The sequence below is a fragment of the Streptosporangium subroseum genome (genome assembly GCF_900188345.1).
Taxonomy (GTDB): Bacteria; Actinomycetota; Actinomycetes; order Streptosporangiales; family Streptosporangiaceae; genus Streptosporangium; species Streptosporangium subroseum.
Window position 1 is genome coordinate 1 of record NZ_FZOD01000105.1, and the last position, 22,866, is coordinate 22,866.

The 22,866-nt window shown below is 66.1% G+C and carries 25 protein-coding genes and 2 pseudogenes; 12 read left to right on the forward strand and 15 right to left on the reverse strand.

From position 1 onward, the window contains the following. From CHC08_RS45800 to CHC08_RS45810, 3 genes are all read right to left on the reverse strand, one after another. Positions 1 to 391, reverse strand: a 391-nt coding sequence (locus CHC08_RS45800) for a carboxypeptidase-like regulatory domain-containing protein (RefSeq protein ID WP_179282618.1), incomplete at its 3' end; no start/stop codon positions are given. Positions 392 to 509: 118 nt separating this feature from the next. After that, complete coding sequence (locus tag CHC08_RS45805; protein ID WP_218825812.1) at positions 510 to 3,038, reverse strand: MFS transporter; 2,529 nt, start codon at positions 3,036 to 3,038, stop codon at positions 510 to 512. Positions 3,039 to 3,851: 813 nt separating this feature from the next. Further along, complete coding sequence (locus CHC08_RS45810; protein WP_089213654.1) at positions 3,852 to 4,421, reverse strand: GNAT family N-acetyltransferase; 570 nt, start codon at positions 4,419 to 4,421, stop codon at positions 3,852 to 3,854. 402 nt (positions 4,422 to 4,823) lie between these two features. On the opposite strand from CHC08_RS45810, the gene CHC08_RS45815 reads away from it, so the two are divergent. From CHC08_RS45815 to CHC08_RS53180, 3 genes are read left to right on the forward strand one after another with little or no spacing between them, the layout of a single operon-like run. Further along, entirely contained in the window at positions 4,824 to 5,654 is an 831-nt protein-coding gene (locus CHC08_RS45815; protein ID WP_089213655.1) for a CehA/McbA family metallohydrolase domain-containing protein, read from the forward strand. Continuing rightward, the gene (locus CHC08_RS51065; protein WP_218825813.1) at positions 5,606 to 6,544 is read left to right on the forward strand and encodes a fibronectin type III domain-containing protein; all 939 of its coding nucleotides are present in this window, start codon (positions 5,606 to 5,608) and stop codon (positions 6,542 to 6,544) included. Before CHC08_RS45815 ends, CHC08_RS51065 begins: the two co-directional genes overlap by 49 nt. Then, on the forward strand, positions 6,438 to 6,689 hold the full coding sequence (locus CHC08_RS53180; protein ID WP_218825814.1) for a MarR family winged helix-turn-helix transcriptional regulator: 252 nt from the start codon (positions 6,438 to 6,440) through the stop codon (positions 6,687 to 6,689). Before CHC08_RS51065 ends, CHC08_RS53180 begins: the two co-directional genes overlap by 107 nt. 395 nt (positions 6,690 to 7,084) lie before the next feature. Here CHC08_RS53180 and CHC08_RS45825 read toward each other — a convergent pair whose 3' ends face one another. The 3 genes from CHC08_RS45825 to CHC08_RS45835 are packed head-to-tail and all read right to left on the reverse strand — an operon-like array spanning position 7,085 to position 8,985. Next, a complete protein-coding gene (locus CHC08_RS45825; RefSeq protein ID WP_245878976.1) occupies positions 7,085 to 7,843 on the reverse strand; it encodes a GAF and ANTAR domain-containing protein in 759 nt (252 codons plus the stop codon). A 36-nt stretch (positions 7,844 to 7,879) separates the two neighbouring features. Continuing rightward, positions 7,880 to 8,584: a GAF and ANTAR domain-containing protein gene (locus tag CHC08_RS45830; RefSeq protein WP_143653662.1), complete on the reverse strand. Its 705-nt coding sequence runs from the start codon at positions 8,582 to 8,584 to the stop codon at positions 7,880 to 7,882. Continuing rightward, positions 8,563 to 8,985 (reverse strand): STAS domain-containing protein, encoded by a 423-nt coding sequence (locus CHC08_RS45835; RefSeq protein WP_179282619.1) that lies wholly within the window; start codon positions 8,983 to 8,985, stop codon positions 8,563 to 8,565. The genes CHC08_RS45830 and CHC08_RS45835 overlap by 22 nt, the downstream gene beginning before the upstream one ends. Before the next feature lie 561 nt (positions 8,986 to 9,546). On the opposite strand from CHC08_RS45835, the gene CHC08_RS45840 reads away from it, so the two are divergent. Both CHC08_RS45840 and CHC08_RS45845 read left to right on the forward strand, forming a co-directional pair. Further along, a complete protein-coding gene (locus CHC08_RS45840; RefSeq protein ID WP_089213658.1) occupies positions 9,547 to 10,446 on the forward strand; it encodes a manganese catalase in 900 nt (299 codons plus the stop codon). Between the two features lie 88 nt (positions 10,447 to 10,534). Next, positions 10,535 to 11,812, forward strand: coding sequence for an Nramp family divalent metal transporter (locus CHC08_RS45845; RefSeq protein ID WP_245878977.1), 1,278 nt, complete (start codon positions 10,535 to 10,537; stop codon positions 11,810 to 11,812). On the opposite strand, the gene CHC08_RS45850 is transcribed toward CHC08_RS45845, so the two are convergent. Then, entirely contained in the window at positions 11,809 to 12,366 is a 558-nt protein-coding gene (locus CHC08_RS45850) for a glycosyltransferase family 2 protein (RefSeq protein WP_245878978.1), read from the reverse strand. The genes CHC08_RS45845 and CHC08_RS45850 overlap by 4 nt on opposite strands. A 73-nt stretch (positions 12,367 to 12,439) precedes the next feature. After that, complete coding sequence (locus CHC08_RS45855; protein WP_089213659.1) at positions 12,440 to 12,715, reverse strand: DUF2795 domain-containing protein; 276 nt, start codon at positions 12,713 to 12,715, stop codon at positions 12,440 to 12,442. A 628-nt stretch (positions 12,716 to 13,343) separates the two neighbouring features. Here CHC08_RS45855 and CHC08_RS45860 point away from each other — a divergent pair. From CHC08_RS45860 to CHC08_RS45870, 3 genes are read left to right on the forward strand one after another with little or no spacing between them, the layout of a single operon-like run. Beyond that, positions 13,344 to 14,045: a hypothetical protein gene (locus CHC08_RS45860; RefSeq protein WP_143653663.1), complete on the forward strand. Its 702-nt coding sequence runs from the start codon at positions 13,344 to 13,346 to the stop codon at positions 14,043 to 14,045. Further along, the gene (locus CHC08_RS45865; protein ID WP_089213661.1) at positions 14,042 to 14,443 is read left to right on the forward strand and encodes a phage holin family protein; all 402 of its coding nucleotides are present in this window, start codon (positions 14,042 to 14,044) and stop codon (positions 14,441 to 14,443) included. The genes CHC08_RS45860 and CHC08_RS45865 overlap by 4 nt, the downstream gene beginning before the upstream one ends. Beyond that, a complete protein-coding gene (locus CHC08_RS45870) occupies positions 14,419 to 15,105 on the forward strand; it encodes a DUF3618 domain-containing protein (protein ID WP_089213662.1) in 687 nt (228 codons plus the stop codon). Before CHC08_RS45865 ends, CHC08_RS45870 begins: the two co-directional genes overlap by 25 nt. 519 nt (positions 15,106 to 15,624) lie before the next feature. Here CHC08_RS45870 and CHC08_RS45875 read toward each other — a convergent pair. Continuing rightward, a complete protein-coding gene (locus CHC08_RS45875) occupies positions 15,625 to 15,993 on the reverse strand; it encodes an STAS domain-containing protein (RefSeq protein ID WP_179282620.1) in 369 nt (122 codons plus the stop codon). A 328-nt stretch (positions 15,994 to 16,321) separates the two neighbouring features. Continuing rightward, positions 16,322 to 16,783: an STAS domain-containing protein gene (locus CHC08_RS45880; protein WP_179282621.1), complete on the reverse strand. Its 462-nt coding sequence runs from the start codon at positions 16,781 to 16,783 to the stop codon at positions 16,322 to 16,324. 400 nt (positions 16,784 to 17,183) lie between these two features. On the opposite strand from CHC08_RS45880, the gene CHC08_RS52845 reads away from it, so the two are divergent. The 3 genes from CHC08_RS52845 (at position 17,184) to CHC08_RS52165 (ending at position 18,697) form a co-directional block, all read left to right on the forward strand. Continuing rightward, complete coding sequence (locus tag CHC08_RS52845; protein ID WP_338055743.1) at positions 17,184 to 17,495, forward strand: ATP-binding protein; 312 nt, start codon at positions 17,184 to 17,186, stop codon at positions 17,493 to 17,495. A gap of 300 nt (positions 17,496 to 17,795) precedes the next feature. Then, complete coding sequence (locus CHC08_RS51070) at positions 17,796 to 17,990, forward strand: hypothetical protein (RefSeq protein ID WP_218825815.1); 195 nt, start codon at positions 17,796 to 17,798, stop codon at positions 17,988 to 17,990. A 455-nt stretch (positions 17,991 to 18,445) separates the two neighbouring features. After that, on the forward strand, positions 18,446 to 18,697 hold the full coding sequence (locus CHC08_RS52165; protein WP_245878979.1) for a hypothetical protein: 252 nt from the start codon (positions 18,446 to 18,448) through the stop codon (positions 18,695 to 18,697). A gap of 133 nt (positions 18,698 to 18,830) precedes the next feature. On the opposite strand, the gene CHC08_RS45900 is transcribed toward CHC08_RS52165, so the two are convergent. Beyond that, positions 18,831 to 19,415, reverse strand: a complete 585-nt coding sequence (locus CHC08_RS45900; protein ID WP_245878980.1) for a hemerythrin domain-containing protein — start codon at positions 19,413 to 19,415, stop codon at positions 18,831 to 18,833. Beyond that, positions 19,412 to 19,843 carry a DUF2243 domain-containing protein gene (locus CHC08_RS45905; RefSeq protein WP_245878981.1) on the reverse strand — a complete coding sequence of 144 codons (432 nt, stop codon included), beginning with the start codon at positions 19,841 to 19,843 and terminating at the stop codon, positions 19,412 to 19,414. The genes CHC08_RS45900 and CHC08_RS45905 overlap by 4 nt, the downstream gene beginning before the upstream one ends. 342 nt (positions 19,844 to 20,185) lie before the next feature. Here CHC08_RS45905 and CHC08_RS45910 point away from each other — a divergent pair. Then, positions 20,186 to 20,359 (forward strand): annotated as a pseudogene (locus CHC08_RS45910) (iron-containing redox enzyme family protein); the annotation flags it as partial. A 384-nt stretch (positions 20,360 to 20,743) separates the two neighbouring features. Here CHC08_RS45910 and CHC08_RS50365 read toward each other — a convergent pair. From CHC08_RS50365 to CHC08_RS45920, 3 genes and pseudogenes are all read right to left on the reverse strand, one after another. After that, positions 20,744 to 20,920 (reverse strand): hypothetical protein, encoded by a 177-nt coding sequence (locus tag CHC08_RS50365; protein WP_179282622.1) that lies wholly within the window; start codon positions 20,918 to 20,920, stop codon positions 20,744 to 20,746. A 200-nt stretch (positions 20,921 to 21,120) separates the two neighbouring features. Next, the gene (locus CHC08_RS45915; protein ID WP_245878982.1) at positions 21,121 to 21,468 is read right to left on the reverse strand and encodes a hypothetical protein; all 348 of its coding nucleotides are present in this window, start codon (positions 21,466 to 21,468) and stop codon (positions 21,121 to 21,123) included. An 877-nt stretch (positions 21,469 to 22,345) separates the two neighbouring features. Next, positions 22,346 to 22,866: pseudogene (locus CHC08_RS45920) on the reverse strand (hypothetical protein); the annotation flags it as partial.

Genomic DNA, 22,866 nt, shown 5'->3' on the forward strand with positions numbered 1-22,866 from the left:
CGGTGAACCTTCCCTGCACGCTGGACAGCCCGAGGTGCTGCGCGGTCGCGGCCACCTTCGAATGAGCGGGATCGATGGTCCACACGCCGGGCGGCGGCAGTTCCACACCGCCCTGCCGGGCGAGCACGAGGACGCCCAGCTCGGCGGTGCCGGACGTGGTCGCGATCGCCGTCGAGGCGATGGGTGAATAGCCGACCGCGGTGACGACGACGGTGTAGACGCCGGGCGCCAGCGGAGCGGTCATCACCGCGCCCTCGGCGTCCGCCTCGGCCCGCACGACCTGGTTGCCGTACCCGTCGGTCACGGTGATGATCGCGTGCTGTACCGCCCAGCCGTCTTTCGTGCGCACCACGGCGTGCAGGCCACGCGGCCCTGAACGCGTGCTTTCCATGGGTGTTCCTGCTTTCACTTCAACGGGGACGGCTGCGCTGGGACGGGGGCGTTGTGAGCCGCTCCCCTTCCGCGGGCGTGAACGCTCACGGAGGGGAGGCGGCCCGGCGTACCTGGGATCATTCGGCGTGGCCGAGCCAGAGGTCGTGGTCGTCGTCGCCCTGCCCGGCCAGGTTGACGGCGCTGGCCACGGGTGGGTAGCCGGTGGCGATGACGGTGTACTGGCCGCTGGTGAGGTCGGCGAACGCGTACTCGCCGTCTTCACCGGTGGTCGCCGTGCCGACGACGTTGCCGGCGGTGTCGAGGAGTGTGACCCGGGCGTCGGCGAGCGGGCCGTCTCCGTTCTTGACACGGACCGTGCCACGGACCCGGGCGCCGGCCTGGAGGACGATGTCCTGGGTGGTGTGTCCGGTGCCGACCTCGACCGGCACCGCCGCCGGACGGTAGATCCCGGCGCTGACCGCGATGGTGTACGTGCCGGCGACGACGCCGGTGAAGCCGAAGGTGCCGTCGTCGAGGGTGGCGCCCGTGGTGACCACATCGCCGCGCACATCGGTGACGATGACCATCGCCTGGGCGACGGGCCTGCCCTCCGTGTCGCGCACGGTGCCGGAGAGCCTGCCGGAGCCGGCCAGGATCAGGTCGAACTCCAGCGGCTGGTCGCCGACGGCCAGGGTCGCGACCTGCGGGTCGTGCTCGGCGGCCGAAGCGATCAACACGTACGTGCCGCCCGCGGGAGTTCTCACGTTGTACGAGCCGTCGGCCTGCGTGACCGTATGTCCGAGCTGCTGGCCGCGCATGTCGATCAGGGTGAGGGTGGCGTGGCTCACCGGCGTGCCGTCGGAGCCCCGGATGAAGCCGCGGATTCCGCTGCCGCCGCCGAGGTCCTGCGGATCGGTGGTACCCGCCGACGCGTACGCCACGTTCGGGACGCGGAGCGGTGCGGTGGCGGGGCCGTTGATGGCCGTCTGGGCATCGGCCAGGCCGTTGCCGCTCTGGTGACCGGCGCCCACGGACACCAGCTCCCTCGGGTGGCCCTGGGCGTGGCGGCCGGCCATCGTGCCGTTGTCCGAGGGGGTGCCCGCATCGGTGGCGGGCACGTCGGTGGATGAGCCGCGCAGCGCGACCTCCTTGATGAACAGCACCACGACCAGGGAGAGCAGTGCCAGCGGCGCGGCGTACAGGAAGATGTCTCCGACGCCGTGACCGAACGCGCTCTTCACGACCCCCCGCACCGGAGGGGGCAGCTCGGACAGCACCGGGATGGTGCCGTCACCGCCACCGGCGCCGGGTAGGCCCAGCTTGGTCAGGCCGTCGCTGGTGTAGACGGCGACGCGGTTGGCCAGGACGGCGCCGAGCGCGGCGACGCCGGCCGTGCCGCCGAGCGTGCGGAAGAACACGACGACGGAGCTGGCCGCGCCGAGGTCCTGCATCCGGACCTGGTTCTGCACGGCCAGGACGAGGTTCTGCATCATCATGCCGACGCCCGCGCCGATGAGGAACATGTAGATCGCGATCTGCCAGTAATCGGTGTCGAACCGCAGCATGCCGGCGAGGGCGATCCCGGCCGTCAGGCAGATGCCGCCGAGAATAAGGAAGATCTTCCAGCGGCCGGTGCGAGTGATGATCTGTCCCACGACGGTCGACGTCAATGCCAGACCGAAGATCAGCGGCAGGGTCAGGATGCCGGCCATCGTAGGTGACTCGCCCCGGGCGAGCTGGAAGTACTGGCTGAGGAACGTCGTAACGCCGTACATGGCGACACCGACGAGCATGCTGGCCACCACCGACAGGCTGATCGCCCGGTGGGCGAACAGGCGCATCGGCACAAGCGGCTCCTTCACCCGGAGCTCCACGGCGACGAAGATCACGGCGAGGAGCGCCGCGCCGCCGACCATCGCCCCGGTCTGCCACGACAGCCAGTCGTACTTGCTGCCGGCGAAGGAGACCCAGATCAAAAGGAGCGAGGTCGCCGCGGAGAACACCGCGGCGCCGATCCAGTCGATCGAGACCTCTCGTTTGATCACGGGAAGGCGGAGGGTCCTCTGCAGCACGATCAGCGCGATGATGGCGAAGGGCACGCCCACGTAGAAGCACCACCGCCAGCCGAGCCAGTCGGTGTCCACGATGACGCCGCCGATCAGCGGGCCGGCGACGGTGGCGAGGGCGAAGGTCGCGCCGAGATAGCCGGAGTACCGGCCGCGTTCCCGCGGCGAGATCATCGCGGCCATGATGACCTGGACCAGGGCGGTGAGACCGCCCACGCCGATGCCCTGGATGACCCGGGCGCCGATGAGCAACCCCGCGTTGGGGGCCAGACCGCCGAGCGCCGAGCCGACCACGTAGATGATCAGGCCGAGCTGGACGAGGACCTTCTTGCTCACCAGGTCGGCGAGCTTGCCCCAGATGGGGGTGGTGACCGTGGTGGCGAGCAGTTCGGCGGTGATGACCCAGGAGTAGGTGGCCTCGGTCGCGTGCAGGTCGGCGATGATCGTGGGCAGCGCGTTCGACACGACGGTCGCGGACAGGATGGCCACGAAGAGACCGAGCAGTAGCCCCGACAGCGCTTCCAGGACCTGCCGATGCGTCATCGGGACGGCCGAGCCAGGTGGAGCCTCCTGGGCCTCGGCCGATACTGCGGTTGTCATCGAATTCCTTTCACTGTTCGGGCCGTGCGTGAGGGAGGCGCCAGACGGGCAGGGATGAACGTCGAAGCTCGCCTGGAGCCTGGCGGGGGGAGTTTTGTGGCGGCGCGGGGCCTCGCCCTGTACTTCCGGGGCGACCGCATGCCTGCCGGTTATCGAGACTGACCGACCGCATCGGGAGAAGCGTTGGACCTGAGCTGGAGGGGGCTGGGCAGCAGCTGGTGCCGGCTTTGGGGATCACGAAGACGTTCTCAGCCGGACAAGCAGCTCCTCCCGGAGATCGTGGTGTCGGCATCCCATCTGGTTGCCTGAGGCAATATATATGCTTGCCTCAGGCAACTTTATGGTGGGTATGTATCTTTTTGTCCGATCTTGTGGCCATCGCCTCGCGATACCCCGGCGGTGCGAACGCCGGCAACGGGCCCTCCGGCCGGCGGCGGCGCTCGTCCGAGACCGGCCGTTTCCTGCTCCACCCCTGGTCAAATCGTCGCGGCGCCGCCGGCGGGTCAGGTTTGAGAGGGGCGTGACCGGGAGGCGATCTCCTTCAGCCTCTCGGCAGCCGAGGTCGAATACGGCTCGCTCCGGCGAGGCGACGATGTGGCGGACATCACTGGCCGCCGGCCCTGCACCGGACGAGGACCGCGGGGTCACCCCGGGAGAAACACGCCGTCGGAGACGATCCGCCCAGGGGTGGTGGAGGGGTGTCCGGGACGCGCTTTACGACGGTGTGATCAAGGTGGATCCACCGGCGGCCGCAGGCCGAGAGCCCTCACCTCGTGATCGGCGGGGCCGACCACGAGGTGAGGGGAGCATGACTCAGAGCTCCAGTGCGAAGCGACGGCAGATGTGCACGCGGGCGAACTGCTCGCGCATTGACCGCTCGTCCCGCAAATTCGCGTGCAGGAAGGCCATCACCGGTCGTAGCCCTGGCCGCCGTTCGCCGATGGCCCGGTCCGGCTCACCGGCCTCGGTGGAGGAGTTCGCGTAAACGTGCAGGTAGTGCTCGCTCTCGGTGAAACCGGTGGCCCGATACCAGCGCAATGTGCTCGGATCGTCCCTGGTCCAGGCATCCAGCGTCGGCACGCCAAGCGCGCTGACGCGGGCGCGGGCTTCGGAGAGCAGAGCGCGGCCGATGCCCTGGTGCTGGTGATCGGGATGAACCGCGATGGTGTCGATGGTCGCCAGCTCACCGTCGACGGTGACGTCCATGATCCCTGTGACGGTCCCGTACGCATCGGCCACGACCAGTTCGAAGCCTGGAGCCTGGATCTGGGGCTTGCTGTTGAAGACGGCGTCGAAATAGGCGGTGCTCAGGAAGGAGAGCGCTCGACAGCGCAGCCAGGAAGTCTCATCCGCGGGGCTGTACTCACGTATGGCATGGCTCAAGGCAGTGATCCTCAATGTGTGTGGTGATGTCCGGACAGCGGCGGTCACGACGTTGAGAGATCACGGTGAGGATTCTGCTGGCCGGCCCGCGTCCAGGCAATCGGTTTTCGGGCGATCACCCTCGTTACCTCCGCCCGGCGAGCCAGAGCATTCCCCATTCCATTGAATAACTGCTCGCGAGAAATTGCAGGTCAGACCATCGGGCCTCATTCCGCCACTCGCAGCCGGGGTAAGTGCGGTTCTCTGCTGGTTCACCGTGGCGATACGCACGCGAAGTGATCTGTTCCTTCTGTTGTGATTTATCTATTTTCATCCTGTTTACTCAAGAACGGCAGCAGAATGAGGCGCAGCAGCGCATTACCGATAGCTTCCTGGCCCGGGGCGATCGCAGCGATCGCACTCGTGGCCTGCACCCTGGCCGTCACCCCGTCCCCCGCCATGGCTGCGGACCGGAACCGGCCGTCCTTCCTCGGCAAGTCGCTTTACACCGGTGAGTTTCACGCCCACACCTCGGTGAGCGACGGCGTCCAGCTGCCACCGAACGCCTACGAGCACGTCCGTGACGAGACCGATGCCGACTTCTTCGCGGTCACCGAGCACGACGTCATGTGGGACATCCGCAACGGCGAGGACTTCGTCGAGAACTGGCGTGACGCCGACTCCGCCGAATGGCGCTCCCTGCACGAGAGCGCCGCGAAATTCAACGCGGCCCAGGACGACCTGGTCGCGGTGCCGGCGGTCGAGAACACCTGGTACGACGGCACCGGCCACATCAATGTGTTCAACACCGACTGGCACGTCACGGCACGGGCGACCGAGAAGGGCAGCGTCGACGGGTCCGGCAACGCGGTTCTCGCGTTCGGCGGCGACAACAAGCTGATGGGCGCGATCCTGCCGGGCCGCACCACCACCCTGGACGTCGACCTCCGCCTCACCGACCCGGACGCGGGAGACTCCTTCACCTCCGCGCGCCTCGTCACCAACAACGGCGCCGTCGCCCACGACTTCGGCAAGATCAACGGCAACGACCTGTCGCTGACGGCCAAGCTGAACGTCAAGGACGGCGACTACTACTACGTCCGCGCCGAGCAGGCCGACGGCAACTTCCTGGTCTCCGCCCCGATCTGGATCGGCGAGACCACCCGCGGCGCGAACTACGCCCCGCAGATCACGGTCCCCGCACCGTGCCGACCACGGCGGCGTACGGGCAGAGCATCCGCCTGCCCCAGGTGAAGGCCACCGACGACTCCGGTACGGTGCCCACGACCACGCTGGAGGTGTTCGACTCGGCGGGACAGGTCCCGGTCACCGACGGCGGCTTCCGGATCCGCTCGTACGACGACACCTTCGTGGTCGTGAAGGCGACCGACAACCTCGGCAACACCAACGCCGAACTGCGTCGCATCCAGGTCTCCCAGAAGGCACCGGCCCCGGCGGACGTCTTCCGCCTCGGCGGCAACGTGTCCGTGGGTGAGAAACCCGGATCCGCCGGCGTCGCGGTCACCACCGACCGCGACATCGAGAAGGTCTACGCCCAGGTCCTGCCCAAGGGGTCGAAGGACTGGTCCAAGGCCAAGGTGCTGACCTCGACCGCCGACCGTCCCTTCGAGGTGAACACGGTCGGCAACAACGAGCCCGTCTACCAGCACTCCATCACGGGCCAGACGCTGCGCTCCCACGAGTTCCGCCTGAACGGGCTGAAGGTCGGCACGACGTATCAGTACCGGTTGGGCGTGGCCGGCGGACACGGCGCCCCCGCCCCCAAGGACACGTCGGCCTGGACCGGGGTGCGCGGCGAGTTCCTCGCCGGCGGCGCCGCCGGGCAGCCGGTCTATCTCCTGGGAGACATGCAGGTGCCGGACGGCAACGCCGACTCCCTTGCCCTGCCGGGGCGGGTGCTCAGCCGGCTGAAGGCCCGGAACCCGGGCGGCGGCACCGTCATTCAGACCGGCGACCTCGTCGAGCGCGGTGGTCAGGGCAATTTGACAATTGCTCATCCAAAGACCCTGGGTGAGCGTGTGTGCCATCCTGGAGCTACTCCACGAGCGTGGGCTCACGACCGTCCCGCAGATAAGCCGCGTCCAGGCGCTAAACCGCCAGTACCTGCAGCGGATGGTCAATGACGCCGCGGCGCGGCATCTTGTCGAACTCCTCCCGAATCCCGCTCACCGGCGGTCCTTGCTCATTCGGCTGACCGGCGACGGCCGGGCGGCCGTCACTGCCGTGACCGCTAGCGAAACACGCCCTGCTGCGCCATGTCGGCGGTGACCTCACCGGCGCCGACGTTACCGCCTGCGTACGAGTCTTCAGGCGGATGCTCGAACGCTTCGATGACTTCGACGCACACTGACCTGTATATCGGGGTGCCGGTAAGAAGTGCGTCACACAGTCCAACGCGACGGTGCGTAATCGGGAGCCCCGGGTGGCTTGATCAGGGATTCCTACCGGGCAGCACGACCGGGGAAAACGTCGCCTACTGCGTTATCACGCCACTCCTGCGTCGGACTCATCCCGAACGTCCCAACCGGAACTCGGTCTCGGCCGGCATCTCAGCCGGCATCTCAGTCGCCTACCGTGACCTGCGGAGGTGTTGCCCGTTTGGGCCGTGTGACGCACTTCTTACCGGCGCCCCATCTACCGCGCCAAGAAGCCAAGTGCGCAGTTCATCGTGATCTGGTCGCCCGGTGCGCTACGGCCGCGGCGATGAGATCCGTCGTTCCCGCCGCGTTGCTGATCAGATCCTGTGCCACGGAGGACACCGTCCGATTGTGGTCGCGGGCGTACTTGCGGATCACGGTGAAGGCGTGGCCGACGTCGATCCGAGCGCGTTCGGCGAGCATGCCCTTGGCCTGTTCGATCAGCACCGGGCTGTTGAGCGCGTACTGGAGCTGCTCGGTGATCACGTGCTGCTCGCGCAACGTGCGCTCGTTCAAGATGCCGATCGTGGCCACGTCCGCGAGCGCCTGTGCCACAGAGATGGTGTCCTGCGGCAGTTCCGCCGGGACCGTGTTGAAAAGGCCCAGCGTTCCGAGCACCTGGTCGCGCAGCCGCAGCGGGAACGCGTGCACCGCGTGCAAGCCGACCTCGTGGGCAGCGGCCGAAAACAGCGGCCACCTGGACGAGTCGGCCGACAGGTCCGTGCACGTCACCGGTTCGCCGCTGTGGAAACAGTCAAGGCAGGGGCCCTCCTGTTCCTGCAGCTGGAACAGCTCCAGGAGCCGCACCTCGTCATCGGAGGCGGCCATCAGTATCAGCGCGCCCCGCTGGTCGGCCAGCAGGATCGCGGCCGCGTCGACCTCGAAGATCTCCACGGTGTGCTCGGCCAGCATCTGCAAAAAATCGATGACGTCGAACCCCGCCACCAGGGTGTCAGCCAGTTCGACGAAGACCTGCGCGGTTCTGCGGTAGAGTACTTCGCTCACCTGTCTCAACTCATTTCTATGGTTCTATCGTAATCACTACGGTTTAAAACGCAGAATCCGCGCCAGCACGTCACGGGACACCTCCCGTAGACCGCGTCCCTCGGCGTAGGCGTAAGCCCGCAACCGGACGAAGGCCGTCGTCAGATCGGTGTCCATCTGAGCGGCGAGCATGCCTGTCGCCTGATGCACCTCCGCCCAGCGTTCCACCTGCCCGAGTTCGACAGCGGCAGGCTCCGCGCGAGCGACGAGCTGATGGGTCTGGATCAGCAGCGCGGCGTCGGCGAACGCCAAGGCTTCCGCGGTCTCCTGCCGAGTGAGTCTTCCAGGCGCCCCTCTGCTGATTTCCAGAACGCCGACCGTGATCGCCCCCAGCATCAGGGGAAAGACGTACATGGACCGAGCCCCCACATCGACGGCGGCGGGCGCGAAGATCGGCCATCGCGAAGCGGCGTTCTCCCCGGCCAACTCCGAAACCAGCACTGGCCGCCTTTCGATCAGCGCGTCCAGGCCAGGCCCTTCGCCAAGCGTGGCCTGCAGATCAACCAGCCGCTGGCCGGTCTCACCCGTGACGCATATCGGCTCGTAGGAGAACAGTTCACTGGTGAGAGCGACGCCCACCCCCTGCGCGCCGAAGGTCTCGGCACACGCCCGGCAGACCGTGTCGATCAAAACCGGCTTGCCGTCCTTGAGCACCAGGGCGTTGATCAAGTCCCACGCGATCACTGTTCGTTGCTGATCCATCGGCCTCCGCTATTTGCCACGTCATTGATTGCGGTGCCTTCAAAAAATTCCGAACTGAGAAACGGTGACAGCTCCCGGGCCCAGCATTGGCACAATAGATCACTCCGCCCGGTGAGGTGGAGAAGCCGGCGTACCGCATCGGAGACCGCGACGAAGCGCACGGTGCCGCTGCCCGCCGCACCGGCGATTACACGCAGGCCGCCCGCATCGATGAACCGCAGCTCGCCGAGGTCAAGATACACAGGACGGTTTTCGCTCCACGCCGCGATCAGCGCGGTCGTCACCGCGAGCACGCCATGGCGGTCCAGCTCTCCGCCGATGCGCAGCCCTGGCGGCTCGGAGAACGGAGTGATGCGCAGCGTTCCATCGTCGAAGGTGAGAAACGTCGTTCGGCCGTTCATAGGTGTCCTTCGCTCGCTCAAGACTGCGCCGCGAGGTCTGGACGGCCGAATGTCCGAGACCATTGGTCCCGGGTGATGACGCTGTACATAAGACTATGCTTCGCCCGCAAGCCGCGACAACCGGCCCGGAGCGGTCGTCGCTCGGCTGACGCATGCCGGACCGCGTTCCCACAACCGCGTGGGTGCCGTCGTCGGCGGGCCCCTGAGCCGCCAAGGCAGCCGCAGCTCGATGGCCAGGTGCTGGAGCGCGGAGTGTGCCGTAGCTGGTGCGCGGTCAGCAGCGTTTGGGCCACGCCGTGGGGGGCGTCTCGCACCGCGTGGTGGGCCTTGGGCGTGGTGGGGTCCACGTTGACCGGTTTCAGATCCGCCTGTCCGCGGTCAGCGGGGATTTTGTACTTCGGGCGGTGATCGATGGTGTGTCGTTCCCATGATGCTTTCGACAGGCGTGGTCGGATTCGGAAGTGACCCCCATCAGATCCACCAAAGGGGTCGCGCTGTTCGTCGGCAGGCGGGGGCGGCTCCGGGCGGCTCTACGTAGAGTCCCGACATGAGGAGCGGCTGATGTTCTTGCACACCAAGCACCTGCAGTTCGAATCCAAGCCCGAAAAGCCCGACCCCGTCTACGCCCACAAACTTCAGGAACTGCTCGGCGGCGCGTATGGCGAGATGACCGTGACCATGCAGTACCTGATGCAGGGCTGGAACTGCCGGATGTCGGGCAAGTACAAAGACCTGATCATGGACATCGCGACCGAGGAGATCGGTCACGTCGAAATGATCGCCACAATGATCGCCCGTCTCCTGGAGGGCGCGCCCGCCACCGCGACCACGAAGATGGCCGCCGGCGACCCCGTCATGGGTGCCGTGCTGGGCGGGATGGATCTCCAGCAGGCCATCGTCTCCGGCGGCGGCCCTTTGCTCGCCGACAGCAACGGCTATCCGTGGAACGGCCGCTACATCGTGGCCAGCGGCAACCTGCTGGCCGACTTCCGGGCCAACGTCGCCGCCGAGGCACAGGGCCGCCTGCAGACAGCGCGGCTCTACAACATGACCGATGATCCCGGCGTGCGCGACATGCTGAAGTTCAACCTGGCCCGTGACACGCTGCACCAGAACCTGTGGCTGAAGGCCATCGAGGAACTCCTGGAGGACGGCCTGGAGGACGTCATCGCGCCAAACTCCCTGTTCGACGAGGAGCACGCCGAGCATGCCTCCGCGATCTGGGATCTGTCGGAGGGGACCGAGGGAACGCAAGGCGGCTGGGCATCCGGTCCGCAACCGGACGGCCGGCACGAGTTCTCCTATCTCCTCGATCCCCAGCCGCTCGGCGGTGTCGCCACGGCGCCGCCGCCCGACCCCGCGTTGTACGACACCTACGACGGCGCCATGGGTGAGCCAAAGGGGCCCGTTCTGGGCACCGAGACCGGGCCTTTGGGCAAGCTCAAGGACAAGCTGACCTGATCGCCGCGCGAGGCGGGCCGGCTGTGGCGGGCCGGGCCGCGTTCCGCGTGCTCGTAACGTCGGCGGACCTACTCGATGTGAGGCCTTCGTGCTCGACTCCCGCCACCACCGGGATGATTCACCGGTCACCGGCCCGGTGGCCGGTGACAACGGCACGCCTTTGCCCCGGTGGCTGCCGGCAGGCCTGCTGCGACGGGCCGCACTGCTCGGACCGGCCTTCGTCGTCTCGGTGGCCTACATCGATCCCGGCAACTTCGCGACCAACATGTCCAGTGGTGCTCGCTACGGGTATCTCCTGCTGTGGGTGATCGCCGCCGCGAACCTGCTGGCGATGTTCGTCCAGGCGCTGTCGGCCAAACTCGGCATCGCCACCGGCCGGAACCTGTCGCAGCTGTGCCGTGACCACCTGCCACGTCCGCTGAGCATGGTGTTGTGGGTTCAGGGCGAACTGGTCGCCATCGCCACCGACCTGGCCGAGTTCATCGGCGGCGCGTTGGCCCTGAACCTGTTGTTCGGCGTCCCGCTGCTGCCGGGGGCCGCGATCATCGCGGCCGTCTCCTTCCTCCTGCTCGGCCTGGCACCACGCGGTCGTCATCGGTTCGAGGCGGTCATCACCGGCATGCTCGTCATCGTCTTGGCAGGCTTCGCCTACCAGGTGCTGCGATCGGGCTCCCTCGTCGGTGCCGTCGACGGCTTGGTGCCTCGCCTGGCCGGACCGGACAGCCTGCTGATGGCGACCGGGATCATCGGTGCCACCGTGATGCCCCATGTCATCTACCTGCACTCGGCTCTCACCCAGCACCAGGGCAGAATCAGCGGTCTGCGCGCAGCGGTGCGGGCCAGCCGCATCGACATCGCGATCGCCTTGGGCGTCGCGGGGCTGGTCAACATGGCGATGCTGACCGTTGCGGCTGCCACCTTTCACGGTGGCGACCCCGGCAGCCTGCAGGCCATCCACGCCGGCATAGGTGACGTCCTCGGCCCGGCGGCGGCGGTCGCCTTCGCGCTGGCTCTGCTCGCCTCGGGCTTGGCCTCCTCCAGTGTGGGCACCTACGCCGGTCAGGTCATCATGGAGGGTTTCCTGCGTCGCCGCGTGCCACTTCCAGTGCGCCGCCTGATCACCATCGTTCCCGCCATGATGATTCTTTCTGTCGGCGTCGATCCCACGCACGCGCTTATCCTGAGCCAGGTCGCGCTCTCCTTCGGCATCCCCTTCGCCCTGGTACCCCTCGTCGCTTTCACCGGCAACCGCCGACTCATGGGTGCCCTGGTCAACCATCGCCGCACCACGGCGCTGGGCATCGCGGTCACCATCGTGATCATCGCCCTCAACGGTTTCCTGGTCGCCCAGGTTCTCACCGGTTAAGAGACGGACGTAGAGATTGAAGGGCGCTCCTCGCGGCCACCGTGGGCACCGACGGTGCGGATGAGCTCCAGGTTTTCGAACAACACGTTCCCGTCGTAACCGCCCATCGCCAGGAAAGTCGAGCGGCGCACCCCGAATGTACCGGGGTGGTCGGCGCCGAAACCGCAGTTGAGCAGGGTGCGGGCGCTGTCCCAGCGAGCATGCCACGGCATCGGGTCGAAGCGGTTCTGCGGGCGGACCAGGTCGGCTCTCTTCAGCAGGGCGTCGAGGCGGGCCGGTTCGCTCCCGCCGTAGCGGACGTCGTCGTCAGCGATGATCACGTGTTCGGGGCGGGCCCGGCGCAACCCGGTGATCACTCCGTTGACCTTGCCGTTGGCGAAGTCGCCGTGGTTGTCGTTCACGACTATCAGCCGGGCGTCTCGATGCCGGTGGGCACGCCTCATCAGTCCCGCCAGGGGCTCCAGGATCTGCTCGACGCTCTTTTCCAGAGTGTCGGCGTCCTCGTGGTCGTAGGGATTCAGCATGTCCACCACGATCACCGCAACAGCACCCATGCCCTCACCCCTCATGGTCGGGCCACGGGTGATCACGGCCATTCGTGCGAGAAACCGTGATCACCCGCGGGTCTCAGCCCTGTCCCGTCTCTTCCTTGCCGTAGCCGAGAGTCTGCGCCACCTCCGCCAGGGTGGCGAAGGTCTGCTCCGGCAGTGACCGCACCGCCTCAAGCACCGCATCAGGCGCGCCCTGCTCCTGCGCCCGGGCCAGCAAGGTGGAACGGTCGGCGGGAAAGACGTCGGCACCGCTGATCCATCGGGCCAGTTCGCTGCGGGCCTGCACACCCTGCGGGCCGATGCCCCGTGGCGTGCCGGGTTCGTGGTCGGGCGACCGCGATGTCGATGCCATATGTTCTCCTCCGATATGACCGTAAAAATCGTCTTTGTTCCTGAGCTCTTGGATCAGGGTTCGAATTCCGGGTGAGCGTCTCGTGCCGGTGTCGCTCCTTCGGGTGCGCGGCGTTCTTATTTCGCGACGCCTCTCTTTCGCCTGTGAGCGAGCCCTTACCCGCTCCCCAATGGACAAACATCCACATGAGAAGCGCAGGCTCGCAGATCCGGAATACCTCCACGACACCGCCGAGGAGGCCTGCCATTGATCGACGAGGTCGCGTTCTGGCCGCGCGAAGCGGCCGGAGGACGTGATCGGTGCAGCGAGGCGCCCGCCGGGTCGCCCTTGATCACCCCGACTGGCGCCGGGAGCGAAGGAGTCGTCGGTGATGATCGGCGGACACCGGGTCTGGTGGTGATGAACACGCCACCGGGATCATGCTCAGCCACGACACCGGCCTCCGGGGGGCGGGTGCGAGCGGAGCGAGGGGACAGAAAAATAAAAAAGTTGCCGAAGGGCAGTTCAACGGGCAAAAAATCCTGGAAATTATAGATCTCTAAATAACTTTTGGATGTTTTACGAGTGAAATGGCCGGTGAGGGTAATTGCCTCCTTAATCGAAGATGCACAACCTTTGGAGGGCATCGATGAGTGATTATCCGACCGGGGCGGGAGAGCGCCCAGGCCAGAGCCGGGAGTTTCAGGACAGCCCTCAAAGCACGGTTCAGCACGCCAGGTCCGCCGCCGGGGAGGTGGCCGATACCGCCAAGGGACAAACCCAGGCGGTGGCCGGAGAGGCCAAGCAGCAGGCTCGCCAGGTCGTCGACCAGCTACGCGGCCATGTCGGGGATCAGGCCCAGCACCAAAGCCAGCGCGCCGCCCAGGGAATTCGCCAGTGGGCTGAGGACCTGGCTTCGATGAGCGAGGGCGCCAAGCCCGACTCGCCGGTCTCCGGAGTCGTGCAGCAGGTCGCCGACGGAGGACGGCGAGCGGCCGACTACCTGGACCAGCACGGCCTGACCGGAGTGGTCCAGGAGGTCCAGAGCTTCGCGCGCCGTCGTCCTGGAGCGTTCCTGGCCGGCGCGGCGGCCGCCGGTTTCCTCATCGGCAGGATCGCCAAGGCCTCAGGAGGCGCCACCTCCACGACCTCTCCCGAGACCGGAGGCGGCGGCTCGCACACGCCGGGTGCCTCGGCTCCCGGACCGGCGGCAACGGCGCCGCCGGTATCAACTCAGCCGCCGGCCGAGCCGTACCGCACGCGACCGATCACGGTGCAGGAACCGTCAGAGGAATTCGGTGGCTTCGGCGCCCCGCCCGCGCCGGGGAGACCGGGTGGTGAGATCCGATGACCCACCCCGGCCCCGAGGCACGGGAACCGTCGCTGGGAGAGCTGGTCGGGGAGATCGGCGAAGACCTGTCCAAACTGGTCCGCCAGGAGCTGCTGCTGGCCAAGGCCGAGGTCCGCGAAGAGGCGGCCAAGGCGGGCAAGGCGGCAGGACTGCTCGGCGGCGCGGGATTCGCCGGATACATGGTCGCCGTCCTGGTGACGCTGGCCGTCATGTTCGGCCTGGGAAACGTCATGGACCTGGGCTGGGCCGCACTCATCGTCGCCGTCATCTGGGCGGTGGCCGGCGCGGCCCTGTACGTGAGCGGGCGCGCCCGGCTGCGCCAGGTTTCCCCCACGCCGGAACGTACCGTTGAAACCCTCAAGGAGGATGCGCGATGGGCGCGGGACCTGACGAAATAAGAGCCGAGATCAACGCCACCCGGGCCGAGCTGGCCGAGGACGTGGAACGTCTGGCCGATCGCACCAGCCCGGCGCGAATCGCGCGTCGGCGCACCGATGTCGTGCGCCGGCGCTTGCGGTCAGTGCGCGAACAGGTGATGGGGACTCCGTCCCACACCGCCCACACGGTCGGCCACCAGGCCTCACACGCCGCGAGCAGTGTCCGCGACACGGTCTCCGAGACGGCCTCCAACACGGCCGGCACCATTCGAGACGTCGCCTCCGACACCGCCGACACCGTCAAGCAGGGAGCCCAGCAGGTGAGCGAGGTAGTCCAGAACGCGCCGCAACAGGCGATGCGCAGCACGCAAGGTAACCCACTGGCCGCCGGGATGATCGCCTTGGGCGCCGGGCTGCTGGCGGCGACCCTCATTCCCAAGACCAAGGCCGAGGAACGAGCTGCGGGCCAACTCATGGAGCAGGCCAACGGAGTGATCCAGCCGGTCAAGCAGGCGGTGCAGGAGTCGGCCCAGACCCTCGGCCAGGAAGCGAAGGAAGCGGCTCAGCACGCCGCCCAGCAGGTCAAGGAGACCGCCACGCAGGCCGCGCACACCACCGGTGACCATGCTCGCGAGCAGGCCCAGCAGGTGAGCGAGCACGCCCGTCCCACCGGTCGGCAGTAGATCAAACCGGTAGACCCCAGTGCCGCCGCCCCCGTCCATGGGGACGGCGGCGCTCCGACGGAGGCGTTGCCCCCATGTGAGGCCACGACACCCGACGCCCGACCGCCGGCTCCGATCGCGCGACGGGAGAGCAGAGGGCTCCGGAAAGCCCCACCGAACTGCCCAAAAGTTGTGGTGGGCGGTGCTCAAACGCACCGTCAAGGAGTTCCAGCAGGACAGCCTGACCGACGTGGGCCGCCGCACTGACCTACTACGCGGTGCTGTCGATCTTCCCGGCCCACACCTGAAACGCCTCGTCCAGGTCGATGAGGGTGTTGTCCAGGCCAAGAGTGCAAGCCGTTGCACCACAAACCACCCTGACCTGGGTCGTCGCCACGAACTGGACGCCTACTTGCAAACGGGAACCGGTCATGACGTAGAAAGCTCCGCCCCTTGCTCAAGCGGTAGGCAGGGACCAGAGTCCGGCCCGTCCACCCGTCCACCCGTCCACCCGGCCGGGCGGCCCGACCAGCACGCCGATCACTGCATCCGCGCAAGCAGATCGCGGGCGTCGGGCGGGCTGACCGTGTCCGGCGAGGCCATCATGACGAAACTGTCCTCCAGATTGGTGAGCTGAAGCAGTCGCCGTACCGCGGCCGAGACCCCGGCCAGCGTCAGCGACCGGTTCAGCTCGGTGGCGTGCCGCCGGCTCACCATCAGCGCCGATAAACCTTGGGCGTCGATGAACGACACTCCGGACAGGTCGATGACCAGGGGGCCGTCACCGGTGCGCAAGGCGTCGTCGATTCGCGTGCACAGCAGTGGCTTGCCGATGATGTCCAGCTCCCCACGCACCGTAATGACCATCAACCCGTTCATCTGCGCAGTGGAGATCATCAGTTCGTCCATCGCCGCTCCCACCATCTAGGCGTTGAGCGGGGTCGGGCGGGGCACCCTCCAGGAAACTTTCACCCGGAGGTGCGCCCTCGCCGACGCCGCACCTACACGTGTGTCGCGGGTCCGGGCGGCACGGTCACCACGAAACTTCGCGATGGACCACATGACCAAATCATTACTTTAGGCGATCGGTCATATACATAGCGCAGCATACGCCTTGGGAGGTAGCGGCCGCACCCCCAGTTCGGAGCTCTCACCCGGGAGGGCGGACGAGATAGGCCGAAAGGGGGCAGGCAGGCCGTCGCGAAGACGACTCATATGGCTCGGCGGAAACGCTGAGCTAACGCTGATTAGCGGTATCGGGGCCGGGGCCTTGCTTGGAAAGTGCGGCGGCGATGGCTCCGGCGTCGGGCTGCGCTTCATCCAAGCGCACGGCAGGCGCTTGATCCCATCCAGGCGCCTCGTCCCAGCCGGTGAGCCGTAGCAGGCGGAGCACCACCACCGAGGCCGTCACCATCCGGACGACACCCGCGCTGGAGCCTCCCATGCCGAGGCCGGCGGTGATCAGCACGCGAAGGCCGTTCACATCGATGAAATCCAGCTCGCTCAGATCGGCGTAAAAGGGGCCATCGTCTTGGTCCGCCGTATGGGCCGCCCCGGCCAGCGCCGCCATCAAGGCGGGCACCCCGCTACGGTCCAGTTCTCCCTCCAGTCGTATCCCCGGCGGGTGAACCGTCGACGTGATGCGTAACGTCCCGTCGTCGTAGATCGGTGCGCAGGTGGCGCCATTGGTGTCGCCCATGCCAGATCCTCCCGGGGGCTCGTCAAAGAGACCAGCCGCGAGGTCAGGACGGCACGAGATCAATGCAAGTAGGATGCCGCAGGCTCGGGGGCCTACCAACGATAGACACCGCTCTTTCAGGCTACTCGCCAACGGGGTGCCTGACCATCTCCACGCCGGCCACCACACCGATGCCATAACCCTGGCAGGGACGCGGTTGCCGGTCGCCGATGGTTAAGCAGGCAAGAGCGGGTGGTCGCCCCCGTGTAGTTCGTCGGCAAGCGCCCTGAGTCTGGCGGGCGAATCCGGTAACCCCCGGTGAGATCCAGCAGATACGGCATCCGCACGAGGGGATCTGTGTAGGCACCGATCACCGAGGACCGGGCCGATCACTACCGACCTGGCCGCCCTGCGGCAACGGATCCACCACCGCGCAACGGATGCAGGGTCGGCCGAAGAGCGACTGGAGGACCTGCTGCTCGCCGCCAACGAAGCCGCGGTCAACGTTCTGGAACACGGCGGTGGAAGCGGTACCTTGACCGTCTGGCACGACGAGACGGAGCTGACTTTCGACGTCGTCGACACCACCGGTCGGCTCGTGCCTCAGGATGTCCACCACTGGCGCTCATCTCACCAGGCGGGCCGCTCCAACCCGCAGCGAAGTTCACGACAGAACATCCCCGCGGCCTGCGGATACGACCTGGACTCCGTCCTGGAGCGGAATCCGCCATGAGCAGGTCAGCTACATCAGCCGACGGCGCTGGATGACATGCTCGAATGAGGGCAAATCTTCACCAAGGAATTTTTACGCATTTACGGCAGCTTAAATAGCGTGCGTGTTTTGACCGCGATATGGAGGGTAACGAAGCGCAAGTGAGATAATTCACTTCTCACTACCCCAAAAAGAGATAAGGCGAAAAACAATATGAATAACCCTCAGACCGCAGCAAATCCCGGACTCGGCCGCTCGGCCGCGGTATCTCACGACAGGCAGAAGACGGAGACCCGACCGGCTTTCAAAACAACCGAATTCATGGTCTACATCGCCGCGGTGGTCGCGGTTGTGATCACGGCTCTCGTCGTCGGTGACGACACTCGCGGCGCTGCCGGCGACCCCTTCGGCGCCGACCAGGCCATCCGATACATCGTCTTCCTGAGCGTCGGCTACATGGTGGCCCGGGGCCTGGCGAAGGCCGGCAGCTGGGCGCGGCGCGACGACCACCGCTAAGGTCAATCGCCATATCAAAGCCCAAAAACAAGATGATCATGACGCATATCTAAATCTCGCCACCGCGACGACACCGACGAGGTCGACATCGCCCTCTATCGGGCCGGTCTCACTTCGCACGATTTACCCGCACAAGGTAAAAGCGGACTTCGACTATTCAAAAGTGACGAGATGTCGCAAGTGATCACGATTGGGTGCCGCAGGGCAGGGCCGCCGTGAGCACCATTGATCCGACGTTCCTGCTCCACCATCTGCAACACGCGACGCCCCACCAGTCCGAGACGCGCCTGAACGGCCAATGGCGTGCACCACGGCAGCTGCGCAACTTGGCGTGAGCTGAACGTCCTGCCGATCGACCACGCCGATCTCTAAACGCGATGCCGGATCATCGCGATGAACGGCGTCGAGGTCGAGGCGATCTTATTCAGCCACCGGTTCGCCCGGCACTGCCGGACATGGAGGTCAAGCACTGGTTGGCCGAGGTCCGCTACATCGAGGCCCAGCAACAAAAAGCGGTCAACTGGCTGCTGCCCGGCCTGGCGTCGGTGCTGGAGACCACCATCGCCTACGAGCAGGTCGCGGTCGACCTGACCGCCTGGGTGGCCCGGATGGAGCCCGACCCCTACCTCAAACAGGCCTACCACTTCGGGGTCCCGCTGGAAACCGAAGGCCCGCACCCGCTGCCCAGCCTGCGCGCCCACCGCTAGCCGAAACCCGCGGGCGCCGGTTGTCTGGAGGGTCCAGGCGACGATGCCGCCATCACGGGTGAACACCGCCGCCAGCCGATTCCAGGCGCGCGGCCCTGCCGGGCGCGGGCCGTACACGGGCACGACCGGCCGGTCAGCCGTTCTTGCCCATGGCCTGGCGGATCACATCCCGGGCCCGATCCATGATCGCCGTAGGCGTGCCCATCAGCAGGTTCGCGGTCGCCGATTCCACTCCCGGATGCGGATGGGTCGGCGCCATCGCCTCGGCCGCTTTCACCCCCACCGCCAGGGCGCGGCGCTCGGCCTCGCTGGTGTGGGCACGCAGTTGGGTGAACTCATAACGCTCCTCACTCCTGGCGTGGGCCATCACCGCCGCCCGCAGCGCAGCCAGGTTCGTCAGGAACCGCGGATCGCCGGCGCCGGCCTTGTCCATCTCCAGGAGCAGCTGCTTGGCCTCGTGCTCCTCGGCCAGCCGATCGTCCACCACCTCCTTACCGCCGTCGATCTTGAGGCGGGCGTAAGGATGGACGATCTCCTCTTCGGCTGTCTCGTGCACGGCCAGTAGCCGCACCAGCCGCTGGAATGCCTCAGGCCGCTCCTGAGCCGAGGCCTTCTCCACTTCGTCGAACAGATCCCGGATCAGCGCGTGCTGCGCCAGAAGCAGGTCCACGACATCGTCTTGATCCATCAGCTCGGGCACCGTTTGGCGATCACTCATGGCCTTCCCCCCTTGTTCTCGGCCTGCTTACCCCGCCTGGCGGAGGGAATTCGCGCCAGGACGAATCCGAACACGATCAATACCACCCCGAGAGCTAGGAATCCCAGGTCGTAGAGGAACTGCCCGGGCCCGTGCCGGACATGGTGCACACCGAGAATCTGATGGTCGATCACCCCTTCGACCAGGTTGAACACCCCCCAGCCGACGATCATCCAGCCGATGAGTTCCCTCGGGGGAACCGGTCGTGTCCGGGAGAGCAGCAGTACCCCGATGACGACGATGACGAGGCAGCCGAGGTGGAACAGGCCATCACCGATCATGTTGACGTGCTCGTCGTCGGGATACCAGCCACTGAGCATGTGATGCCACCCCATGAGCTGGTGCAAGACGATCCCGTCGATGAAGCCGCCGATTCCGAGGCCGAGCACCAACCCGGCCGAACGGGGGGATGTCCCGCCTGCAGAAGCGGAGACGGATACTCCACTTCGATATGAACCAGTCATGCGCGTCTGATTTCCCGCAGTGAGCGCGGTCACGCCCCACGAAGTCCAATGGTTACTCTCCGACGGGCCAGGAAGAAGGAATGGGGTTTCATGGCGCAGGTGTTCGACGCATCCGCCTACGGCCGCGCCATCGCTGACATCTACGACGATCTCTATGAGGCGACCACGATCGATACCTTCACCACCGAGTGGGCCCACTGGCACGGAACCCCATTCACCGACGCCGGCGGCCCCCGGCTGTCGACCTTCTTGGAAAGAAAAGCCGTCCTGGACCAGTTTCGGGAATTCGCCACGCATCGGTCGATCTACCACCTGAAGGAAGCCGATCCGCACACCTGGGCGATTCCCCGGTTGCGCGGCCGTACCAAAGCCGCCCTGGTGGAGATCCAGATCGATGAGTACGGCGGCGGCCGGCTGGAGCGAATGCACTCGGAGCTGTTTGAGAACCTGGAACTCATCCGCACGGTGCGCGCCCACGGCGGACGCGAGTACCGCCCCCTCGATCTCTATGTCCGCCGCCTTCCGCCCGATTGGGAGGTTTCGGTCCCAGCGCGTACGACAGGCCTACGACGACCTGGCGCAGCCTGCCCGGATGGCGCCGTGGACATAGGCCAGGGATAGTCGGCCTCTGCCGCGATGGCGCGGTGATGGCCCTCAATAAAAGCCCATATCCCGGTCGCGTCGCACGCAACCTGCTTGGCGACATCCACCAAGCAGGTGCGGCTACGAGTGAGGTGACGGCCAGTCCCCCGTGTTCGGATCGACTACGGGATATGCCTTGTATCAAGGTGGCCGAGCTTCTCGAGCCCCGTGCGACTCCCGGGCTCAACGGTGATTGTCGTGCCGTGCCCAGCTTCCGGCCTTCGCCAGACCCCGGGCCAGCATGTAGCCGACGGTCAGGAAGACGATGTATCTGATGGCCTGATCCGCGCCGAAGGGGTCACCACCGGGGCCGCGAGTCTCGTCGTTGACCATCAGTGCTGTGATCACAACCGCGGCCACCGCAGCGAGGTAAACCAGGAACTCGGTCGTTTTGAATGCCGCTCTCGTCTCTGTCGTCTCCTCGGTATGGGATCCGGCGGGTGAGCGACCGACTGTTTGGCCAGGTATGGGATTAGTCATGATGCTCTGTCTCCTCTGCTCTCCTAAGCGCTAGGAAGTTGAAACTGATGCGATGCGACACCCGGTGAGCAATCTGCTCCTCACGGAGCCGGGTGGGACGCCCCCGCGCCCACGAACTCATCGGCCCGCTCCTTGAGCTCCTCGCGCTGCCTGCGCTCTTCCAGATCTTGTGGGTTTGGGTGGTTCTCTTCGATGCGCAGGGCGACACCAAGCGCAAAGAATGTCGGTGCCCATTCGCCGATGAACAGACCCCACCGGTCGGCACGATCGGTGCCCGCGCGCTCCCCGAAGTAGGACGCCATCCACGACGCGACGGACAAGCCGATGGACACGAATCCAGCGGCGTACATGGTGCTGGAGCGCACTCCGATCTTTTGTAGTGCTTGGATCATATTTGCCACCTTGCGATCGATCTGTCCGCGCTGCATACCCGGCCTCCCGTACCTATAACAGGACGTTCGAGCTTTTAACCTGCGATTACAACCAAGAAGACCTCTGAATTACCCGCAAGCCATGCCCCCACGTTGATGTCGGCTCGCATGACGGTGAGCTTGCAGATCTGGCCCAAGTCACGCTCGACCGCAGAGTCAGTTCTTCGGCGAGGAGCCGATATGTATCTGCCAGACGCACGGGCAGTAGATCGGAATTAGCTGAGCGGCACCCCGACCGTCATCGCTCCAGCCTCGCTCTGGCACCATCTATCATCGTCGGGTCTCCTGGAATCTGAACTGCTCCGAAAAAGCAAAACGCCTCAGCAAAGAGTGAAGTTGCCCGGCCTGTGAGTTCACAGGCTCGCGAGGAGGAGATTCATTTCACAGCACAGCATGACTGATGCGTCATCACCTTCCTCGCCGAACGGATCGACCGGACGTCACCCCCTCATCCAGTGGCAAGGCCCGACGCAGAAGGGCCGCGGCAGCTGATCGCCCAGATCTGAACGGCGCCAAGCTGGAGTCAGCGATCGTCAGTGCTCAACCGGCAAACCTGCCGACTATCGGTCCATAGCACCGTTGGTTCTCGTTATAGATAGAAATGTTCGCCGATTCACATCCGTCGTCTTGGTGGCAGTGAGCGCGTGGGCGGTGCCGGCCGTGACCGGCCGACGCGCGGCAGACCGCCGAGGGCGGGCTGCCTTTAAAAGCGAACAGATAAGTTACGTTCGATCTTGAAGTGGGGCCTGTCGGACTGCCGAACATGGCTGTGACGCAGTAGCTTGCCTGAGTCTTAAGGGACAGTCTGAATCCTGTGGCGCCCGACGAGAGACGTGGTGGCGAGCCGTCGGGGTTGGGTACACGGGAGCAATGCCTACGGGTCCATTTTCCAGATCGCGCCGTTTGAGAACGGCATCTTCTCGTCCTCGGTCCCGTCCTGGCCGACGGCCCATACCGTCGACGCCCCAGGACGCCGGGCGAGCTGTGCCACCGTCCGGCCGCCCAAGGGTCCACGGGCGATCGGGTGGTTTTCCCACTCCCCGCCGGTGAAGTGGGCCAGGTTACGAGGGGCGGTCGCCCAGAGGCCGCCGGCGCCGTCAGAGACGATGCTTCCGATGGAGGATCGTTCGGGCATGACCTTGACCGTCCATCGGACGCCGTCCCATTTCATCAGCACCGGTCTGATGCACGTCATCTCCTCTTCACCGCAGATCCAGTACATCGAGCCGAGCACCCACACCTCCCCTTGGTCGCCGACGGCGATGTCGCGCACGCTCGTCTCGCCTTGGTCCTTGTACACGCGCGGAATGGGCGGCCGGGGAACCGGCCTCCATTCACGGCCGGTCCATCGGGCAAGCGCGGGATGGCCGTCTTTCTCTCCCGCGATCCACAGGG

Excerpts from the sequence above, each read along its gene's own strand:
- CHC08_RS45880 (WP_179282621.1), bottom strand. The coding sequence starts at position 16,783 with ATGGGCGACACCAATGGCGCCACCTGCGCACCGATCTACGACGACGGG.
- CHC08_RS45915 (WP_245878982.1), bottom strand. The coding sequence starts at position 21,468 with ATGCAGCGCGGACAGATCGATCGCAAGGTGGCAAATATGATCCAAGCA.
- CHC08_RS45875 (WP_179282620.1), bottom strand. The coding sequence starts at position 15,993 with ATGGACGAACTGATGATCTCCACTGCGCAGATGAACGGGTTGATGGTC.
- CHC08_RS45855 (WP_089213659.1), bottom strand. The coding sequence starts at position 12,715 with ATGGCATCGACATCGCGGTCGCCCGACCACGAACCCGGCACGCCACGG.
- CHC08_RS51070 (WP_218825815.1), top strand. The coding sequence starts at position 17,796 with ATGGTCTACATCGCCGCGGTGGTCGCGGTTGTGATCACGGCTCTCGTC.
- CHC08_RS45860 (WP_143653663.1), top strand. The coding sequence starts at position 13,344 with ATGAGTGATTATCCGACCGGGGCGGGAGAGCGCCCAGGCCAGAGCCGG.
- CHC08_RS45835 (WP_179282619.1), bottom strand. The coding sequence starts at position 8,985 with ATGAACGGCCGAACGACGTTTCTCACCTTCGACGATGGAACGCTGCGC.
- CHC08_RS45900 (WP_245878980.1), bottom strand. The coding sequence starts at position 19,415 with ATGAGTGATCGCCAAACGGTGCCCGAGCTGATGGATCAAGACGATGTC.
- CHC08_RS45865 (WP_089213661.1), top strand. The coding sequence starts at position 14,042 with ATGACCCACCCCGGCCCCGAGGCACGGGAACCGTCGCTGGGAGAGCTG.
- CHC08_RS45805 (WP_218825812.1), bottom strand. The coding sequence starts at position 3,038 with ATGACAACCGCAGTATCGGCCGAGGCCCAGGAGGCTCCACCTGGCTCG.
- CHC08_RS45830 (WP_143653662.1), bottom strand. The coding sequence starts at position 8,584 with ATGGATCAGCAACGAACAGTGATCGCGTGGGACTTGATCAACGCCCTG.
- CHC08_RS52165 (WP_245878979.1), top strand. The coding sequence starts at position 18,446 with ATGGAGGTCAAGCACTGGTTGGCCGAGGTCCGCTACATCGAGGCCCAG.
- CHC08_RS45840 (WP_089213658.1), top strand. The coding sequence starts at position 9,547 with ATGTTCTTGCACACCAAGCACCTGCAGTTCGAATCCAAGCCCGAAAAG.
- CHC08_RS45850 (WP_245878978.1), bottom strand. The coding sequence starts at position 12,366 with ATGGGTGCTGTTGCGGTGATCGTGGTGGACATGCTGAATCCCTACGAC.
- CHC08_RS45870 (WP_089213662.1), top strand. The coding sequence starts at position 14,419 with ATGGGCGCGGGACCTGACGAAATAAGAGCCGAGATCAACGCCACCCGG.